Source organism: Pseudomonas sp. (genome assembly GCF_036404235.1).
Lineage (GTDB): Bacteria > Pseudomonadota > Gammaproteobacteria > Pseudomonadales > Pseudomonadaceae > Aquipseudomonas.
In genome coordinates, this window is record NZ_DASWOT010000205.1 from 76,449 (window position 1) to 82,875 (window position 6,427).

The following is a 6,427-nucleotide window of genomic DNA, read 5'->3' on the forward strand; positions in this document are numbered from 1 at the left end:
GACACACGGCGTAGCGTCTCTCGCCAACAAGTTGGCTCCTACAGGTCGAGGCATTCGCGAAACAACCGATGCAACGGCAACTGCCGATGGGTGTGGCGCATGATCAGCACCAACTCGCGATAAAACGTCAGCTCAGCCAATTCAAGCACACGGATGTTCGCTTCGCGCATCAGCCACAATCCCGCTTGCGGTACCAACGACACGCCGAGCCCGGCTTCCACCATGCGCACCAGGGCTTCAACCTCGTCGAGTTCCAGCCCCGGCTTGACCTCGATCTTGTGCTTACGCAAAAACTGACTCACCTGGCGCCCGCCGAATGAATGCCGGTCATAGCGCACAAAGCGGTTGTCTCGAAGCAGTTGCAGGGGATCGTCGCCGGACACATTCGTGGGTGCGATCAGCACAAAGGGTTCGCGCTTGAGAACCTCCAGGTGCAGGTCCTTGGGCAATGCGAACGGCGGGCGAATTAATATCGCCAGATCGATCTCACCCGCATCGACGCTGTTCAGCAGGTTCTGTGACACCCCCGGTACGACCTTGGCTTCGATGGCGGGGGCTGCATGATTGAGCCGCACCAGCGCATCCGGTAACAGCCCGGTCTGCACCGTGGCGATAGCGCCGATGACCAGTTCTCCAAAATAACCGTCGTTCTGTGATGGCGCGGCCATGCGCTCGAAAATATCGATGATCTCCTGTGCCATCGGCAATGCCCGCTGACCGGCTGCATTGAGCGTGGCGCTGCGGCCACTGCGGTCGAACAGGCGCGTGCCAAGGGCTTTCTCCAGTGTGCGGATCTGCGCACTGACCGCCGATTGGGTCAGGCCGATATGGTTGCCGGCAGCGACAAAGGTGCCAAGGCGGGCAACGGTCAGCAGGGTCTTCAGTTCGCGGATCATGGGGTCCAATCGATCAAAATAATTCGTGCTCGACACGAAAATTATGAGTTTTCAATTAATGAATCAATGGGTAAAGATACGTCCATTCACTAAAAAGAGACATCACCGTGACGACACCAACCCCTACGCTTTCGCCGTTTCACCTTGCGATTCCGGTCTACGACCTGGCCGCTGCCCGGCATTTCTACGCCACCGTGTTCAACCTGCCGGAAGGTCGCTCCAGCGAACATTGGGTGGATTTCGACTTTTTCGGTCATCAACTGGTGATCCACGAACACCCGAAAACCGACTCCCAGGCTCACGCAGGGACTAACGCGGTAGACGGTCACGACGTTCCCGTGCCGCATTTCGGCGTGGTGCTGGGGTGGGAGGTATGGGAAGCGTTGGCCGATCGGCTGCGCGCGCAAGGGGTCAAGTTCGTGATCGAACCGTACGTGCGCTTCAAAGGCCAGGTGGGTGAGCAGGCGACCATGTTCCTGTTCGATCCGTGTGGCAATGCGCTGGAGTTCAAGGCGTTCAAAGACATGGGGCAGTTGTTCGCCAAGTAAAGACGGACGCAATTTTAGACTGAGGCCCGGTCGCCCATCCGGGCTTATGCGGCAACTCCGACGCCATCCGCAGGGCTGGGTACAGCGCAGTGGTGAATCTGGCCATCGAAAGCATCGACGCTCAGGTGAATGCTTCACCGCTGCGGCTGGTGTATGTCTTCAACGTGGCGGGTGATCAGTTCAGTCTGATATCGCCAATACTTTATGGAGGGCAGGGCCAGAACGCACTGAGCTGCCGAACGCTGCGATGCGATTTGGCAAGCGCTGCGCAACTTGTCTAGCTTACACCGCAGTAATCCCGCCATTTTCCAAGCAAATGTCTGCTTGATCCCCGCAAAGTCGCTCCAAAAACCTTCAACAAATTGTTATCCCACGTTCATCGTCGGTTCATCGGACTGCCACATGCTCGTTCTACTGTCGCTTCTACCCCAGCCAACCATGGATCGGTTGAGTGGCTCGTCATTCCATCGCGGCAGGACGCCAGACCCACAAGACAGAGAAGCCCATGAACGCAGCCATCCATGTCGACCGCTTGAACAAGACGTTTGCCCGCAAGAGCGCTCTGGTTGACCTTGCGTTGTCTATACAACCCGGAGAAATGGTCGCGCTGATCGGCGCGTCAGGCTCCGGTAAATCGACGTTGTTGCGCCACCTCGCGGGTCTGGCCTGCTGCGATCGCAACAACGGCGGCAAGGTTCAGGTATTGGGTCGTGAAGTCCAGGCGTCGGGACGTTTGAACAACAGAGTCCGTCGCCTGCGTGCCGACATCGGCTACATCTTTCAACAGTTCAATCTGGTCAACCGCCTCAGCGTGATGGACAACGTTTTGCTCGGGTGCCTGGGGCGCATGCCACGCTGGCGCGGCAACCTTGGTCTGTTCAATGGCGAAGAGAAAACCCGCGCTATGGAGTCGTTGGCGCGCGTCGGCCTGGCCGATCTGGCGCACCAGCGTGCCTCGACGCTGTCGGGCGGTCAGCAGCAACGGGTGGCGATTGCCCGGGCGTTGACGCAACGCGCCGAAGTGATTCTGGCCGATGAGCCCATCGCCTCGCTCGACCCGGAATCAGCCCGCAACGTCATGGAAATTCTCGCCGACATCAACCGTCGCGACGGCAAGACGGTGGTAGTCACTCTGCATCAAGTCGATTACGCCGTGCGTTATTGCCCGCGTGCCGTGGCGCTCAAAGGTGGGCGCATTCACTACGACGGCAAGGGCGACACGCTCAGCAGTCAGTTTCTCAACGAGCTGTATGGCGCTGATATCGACGCCAGCCTGATGTTTTCCGATCAAGGCCGCAACGTTGGCAAGCCACCTCGGCTGGTGCTGGCCCAAGCCTGATTCCACTCACTTCCTGTTGGAGCGAACGTGGTTCGCAAGGCGTTGTCTGCGGCGTACCGCGTTGGCCGCCTCGCCAGCACGTTGGTTCCTACAGAACACCCCACACAAGAGCAACCCACACACTTTGATTCAGGAGCACACAATGTTGAACCGTATCGGTCGCGTGTTCGCGTCTGTCGCTTTGCTCGCCGGCTGCTTGCTGGGTAGCGCGCAAGCTGACGACAAGGTCATCAACTTCGGCATCATGTCCACCGAGTCTTCGCAAAACCTGAAGAGCATCTGGCAGCCCTTCATCGACGACATGTCGAGCAAGACGGGCCTCAAAGTCAACGCCACCTTCGCCTCCGATTACGCGGGTCTGATCCAGGGCATGCGTTTCAACAAGGTTGATCTGGCCTGGCTCGGCAACAAGGCGGCGATGGAAGCCGTGGACCGTTCGGGTGGCGAAATCTTCGCCCAGACTGCTGCTGCTAACGGCGCGCCGGGTTATTGGAGCGTGATCATTGCGCGCAAGGACAGCCCGATCAATTCGGTCGAAGACATGCTCAAGCACGCTAAAGAGCTGACCTTCGGTAACGGCGATCCAAACTCCACCTCCGGTTACCTGATACCGGGCTATTACGTGTTCGCCAAGAACAACGTCGACGCCGCCACTGCGTTTAAACGCACCCTGAATTCAAGCCACGAAGTAAACGCCTTGAGCGTCGCCAAAGGCCAACTGGACGTTGCCACTTTCAACACCGAAAGCTGGGACCGGCTGCAAGTCACTCAGCCGGACAAGGCAGCGATGCTCAAAGTGATTTGGAAGTCGCCGATCATCCCGGCCGATCCGATGGTTTGGCGCAAGTCCTTGTCGGACGACGACAAGAACAAGATCCGTGAATTTTTCGCCACCTACGGCGACACCGACAAAGAAAAGGCCGTGCTCAAGAACATGCAGATGGGCAAGTTTCTCAAGTCCTCTGACGACCAGTTGCTGACCATTCGCCAACTGGAACTGTTCAAGCAAAAGACCGAAGTCGCCGCGAGCACCACCCTGGATGCCAAGGAAAAATCCAACCGCCTCAAAGAAATCGACGCTGGCCTGAGCAAGCTTCAGGACCGCCTCTCGGAGCTGGAAAAACAGGACACCGCCAAAGCGGGTTGATCGATCAGCGGCAGTCAGGCTATCGCTCCAGACGTTGCTGTTTTTAACCCTGCAAACGGGATCGTTTTATGACCACTCACGCTGTATACGCTCAATCCGTCGGCAAGTGCTCATGGAGCCGATACCTGGGCTGGGGCCTGTTCGCGGCGATGATGGCCTGGGCCTGGCACGGCGCCGAAATGAACCCGCTGGCGCTGTATCGCGATTCGGGAAACATGGCGACCTTCGCGGCTGACTTCTTCCCGCCGGACTTCCATGAATGGCGTTCGTACCTTAAGGAAATGATCGTCACCGTACACATCGCCCTCTGGGGCACGCTGCTGGCCATCGTCTGCTCGGTGCCGCTGGGCATCCTCTGCGCCGACAACATCACACCGTGGTGGATTCACCAGCCGCTGCGCCGGGTCATGGATTCGTTCCGTTCGATCAATGAAATGGTCTTCGCGATGCTGTTTGTGGTCGCGGTGGGCCTGGGGCCTTTCGCCGGTGTCCTGGCGCTGTGGATCAGCACCACCGGCGTGCTCGCCAAGTTGTTCGCCGAAGCCGTCGAGGCGATTGATCCGGGCCCGGTCGAAGGGGTTCGCGCGACCGGTGCCAGTGCTTTGCAAGAAGTGATCTACGGGGTGATTCCACAAGTACTGCCACTGTGGATTTCCTACGCGCTGTACCGCTTCGAATCCAACGTGCGCTCGGCGACGGTGGTGGGGATGGTCGGCGCTGGCGGGATCGGGGTGATCCTTTGGGAAAACATCCGCGCCTTCCAGTTCGTTCAAACCTGCGCCGTGTTGCTGGTGATCATCGTCGTGGTGAGCGTCATCGACATCATCTCGCAACGCCTGCGCAAGCAGTTCATCTAGCGTTTTAACCAACAGGAGAGGGTGCGAACCCTTTTTTTAGCCATGCAGTTGTCTAGACAAATAGAGCCGGTCTACCGCGAACTCGCAGACACATTGCGCAGCGAGTTGAGCACCTTCAGCGCAGGCGATTACTTGCCTGCGGAAGTCCAACTGGCGGCGCGATTTTCGGTCAATCGACATACCGTGCGCCGGGCCGTCGATGAACTGGTACGCGAAGGCAGTCTGTTGCGCCGCCAAGGCAAAGGCACCCAGGTGCTGGGCCGACCTTTGGTGTATCCGGTGGCTGTTGACAGTGCCTACAGCCAGTCGCTTTCAGCGCTGGGGCATGACGTAGAAGCGGTGCTGTTGCAGCGTCGCCAGTGCATTGCCAGCCGCGAAGAAGCCGAACACCTTGGGTTGCCTCAACACGCGCCGTTGATCGAACTGCAAACCCTGCGCCGCCTTGATGGTCAGCCGGTGAGCTTGATCCGCCATCGTTATTGCGCCAGCCGCAGTGAGCTAATGGCCGACTACAAAGGCGGTTCGGTGCGCCAGTTCCTTGCTGCCCGGGATCTGCCGCTGACGCGCACCTTTAGTTTGATCGGCGCTCGTTTACCCAACCGTGAAGAAGCCAGCGTGTTGCTGATGCCGCGCCACCTTCCGGCGCTCACGGTGCTGACCCTTTCCCGCGATGCGTGCGGCCAGCCGGTGGAGATTGCTCACTCCACCAGTCGCTCCGACCGCTTCCAATATCAGGTCGTCACATGATGGAGATGCCTTTGATGACTGCTACAGCCGTTCCCCCCAAGCCCGATTCCGCTCGCACTGTCGAATACGACGCAGCCCGCCAGCACTGGATTGGTGTGCTTTCTCGTGCTCGCCGTGCGGATCTGGCGCGCCACGAACCGGCCCTGCGCGACGCCGAATACCAACTGATCCGCGCGCCGGAGATCGGCATGACGCTGGTCCGCGCACGCATGGGCGGCAGCGGTGCGCCGTTCAACGTCGGCGAGATGAGCGTCACCCGCTGCGTGGTTCGTCTGGCAGACGGTCGCACCGGTTACAGCTACCTGGCTGGACGCGATAAGGCCCACGCCGAACTGGCCGCGTTGGCCGACGCACACCTGCAAGGCGCACAACAGGCTCGCTGGATGAGCGAGCTGATCGAACCCCTGGCGCAGGCACAAGCCGCGCGCCGGGCCCGGCAAGAAGCTGAAACAGCAGCGACCAAAGTGGAGTTCTTCACCTTGGTCAGAGGAGAAAACTGATGACCGCCACTCTTTTACAGCCCGCATTCGCCGACCCCGTGCTGGATGCCCAGCGCAGTTTCCGTGCCGCGCTCAAGGCCCTCGCCGGACCGGGCGTTGCGCAAAACCTGTTGCCCGCGCAATTGCCGCCGCACCTGGAAGGCCTGGCGGCGGCGAGCCACGCCTTGTGCCTGGCCCTGCTGGACATCGACACGCCGCTGTGGCTCGCGCCGAAGTTCGACACCCAGGCCATCCGCGCCAACCTGACTTTCCATTGCGGTTGCCCGATTGTCAGCGACCGGCAGAACGCCCGTTTTGCGCTGCTCGATGACAGCCAGTTGCACGACCTCAGCGGCTTCGATCTGGGCAACGATCGTTATCCTGATCAGTCCTGCACGTTGCTGGTCCAGTTGC

Annotated in this window: 8 protein-coding genes; 7 read left to right on the top strand and 1 reads right to left on the bottom strand. The window is 59.6% G+C overall.

The genetic code is table 11. From position 1 onward, the window contains the following. Positions 1-38: 38 nt before the first annotated feature. On the bottom strand, positions 39-896 hold the full coding sequence (locus VGC62_RS25850) for a LysR family transcriptional regulator (protein WP_331189922.1): 858 nt from the start codon (positions 894-896) through the stop codon (positions 39-41). A gap of 107 nt (positions 897-1,003) precedes the next feature. Here VGC62_RS25850 and VGC62_RS25855 point away from each other — a divergent pair, with 107 nt between their 5' ends. From VGC62_RS25855 to phnH, 7 genes are all read left to right on the top strand, one after another. Next, positions 1,004-1,444, top strand: coding sequence for a VOC family protein (locus tag VGC62_RS25855; protein WP_331189923.1), 441 nt, complete (start codon positions 1,004-1,006; stop codon positions 1,442-1,444). 505 nt (positions 1,445-1,949) lie between these two features. Then, entirely contained in the window at positions 1,950-2,783 is an 834-nt protein-coding gene (gene phnC, locus VGC62_RS25860) for a phosphonate ABC transporter ATP-binding protein (protein WP_331189924.1), read from the top strand. A gap of 142 nt (positions 2,784-2,925) precedes the next feature. Further along, entirely contained in the window at positions 2,926-3,930 is a 1,005-nt protein-coding gene (phnD, locus tag VGC62_RS25865) for a phosphonate ABC transporter substrate-binding protein (protein ID WP_331189925.1), read from the top strand. Positions 3,931-3,998: 68 nt separating this feature from the next. Further along, complete coding sequence (gene phnE, locus VGC62_RS25870; protein WP_331189926.1) at positions 3,999-4,787, top strand: phosphonate ABC transporter, permease protein PhnE; 789 nt, start codon at positions 3,999-4,001, stop codon at positions 4,785-4,787. Positions 4,788-4,829: 42 nt separating this feature from the next. Next, positions 4,830-5,534: a phosphonate metabolism transcriptional regulator PhnF gene (gene phnF, locus VGC62_RS25875; RefSeq protein ID WP_331189929.1), complete on the top strand. Its 705-nt coding sequence runs from the start codon at positions 4,830-4,832 to the stop codon at positions 5,532-5,534. A gap of 14 nt (positions 5,535-5,548) precedes the next feature. After that, the gene (gene phnG, locus VGC62_RS25880; RefSeq protein ID WP_331189927.1) at positions 5,549-6,034 is read left to right on the top strand and encodes a phosphonate C-P lyase system protein PhnG; all 486 of its coding nucleotides are present in this window, start codon (positions 5,549-5,551) and stop codon (positions 6,032-6,034) included. Then, positions 6,034-6,427 (top strand): phosphonate C-P lyase system protein PhnH (gene phnH, locus VGC62_RS25885; RefSeq protein WP_331189928.1); only part of this gene is annotated, 394 nt, incomplete at its 3' end. The genes phnG and phnH, both read left to right, overlap by 1 nt.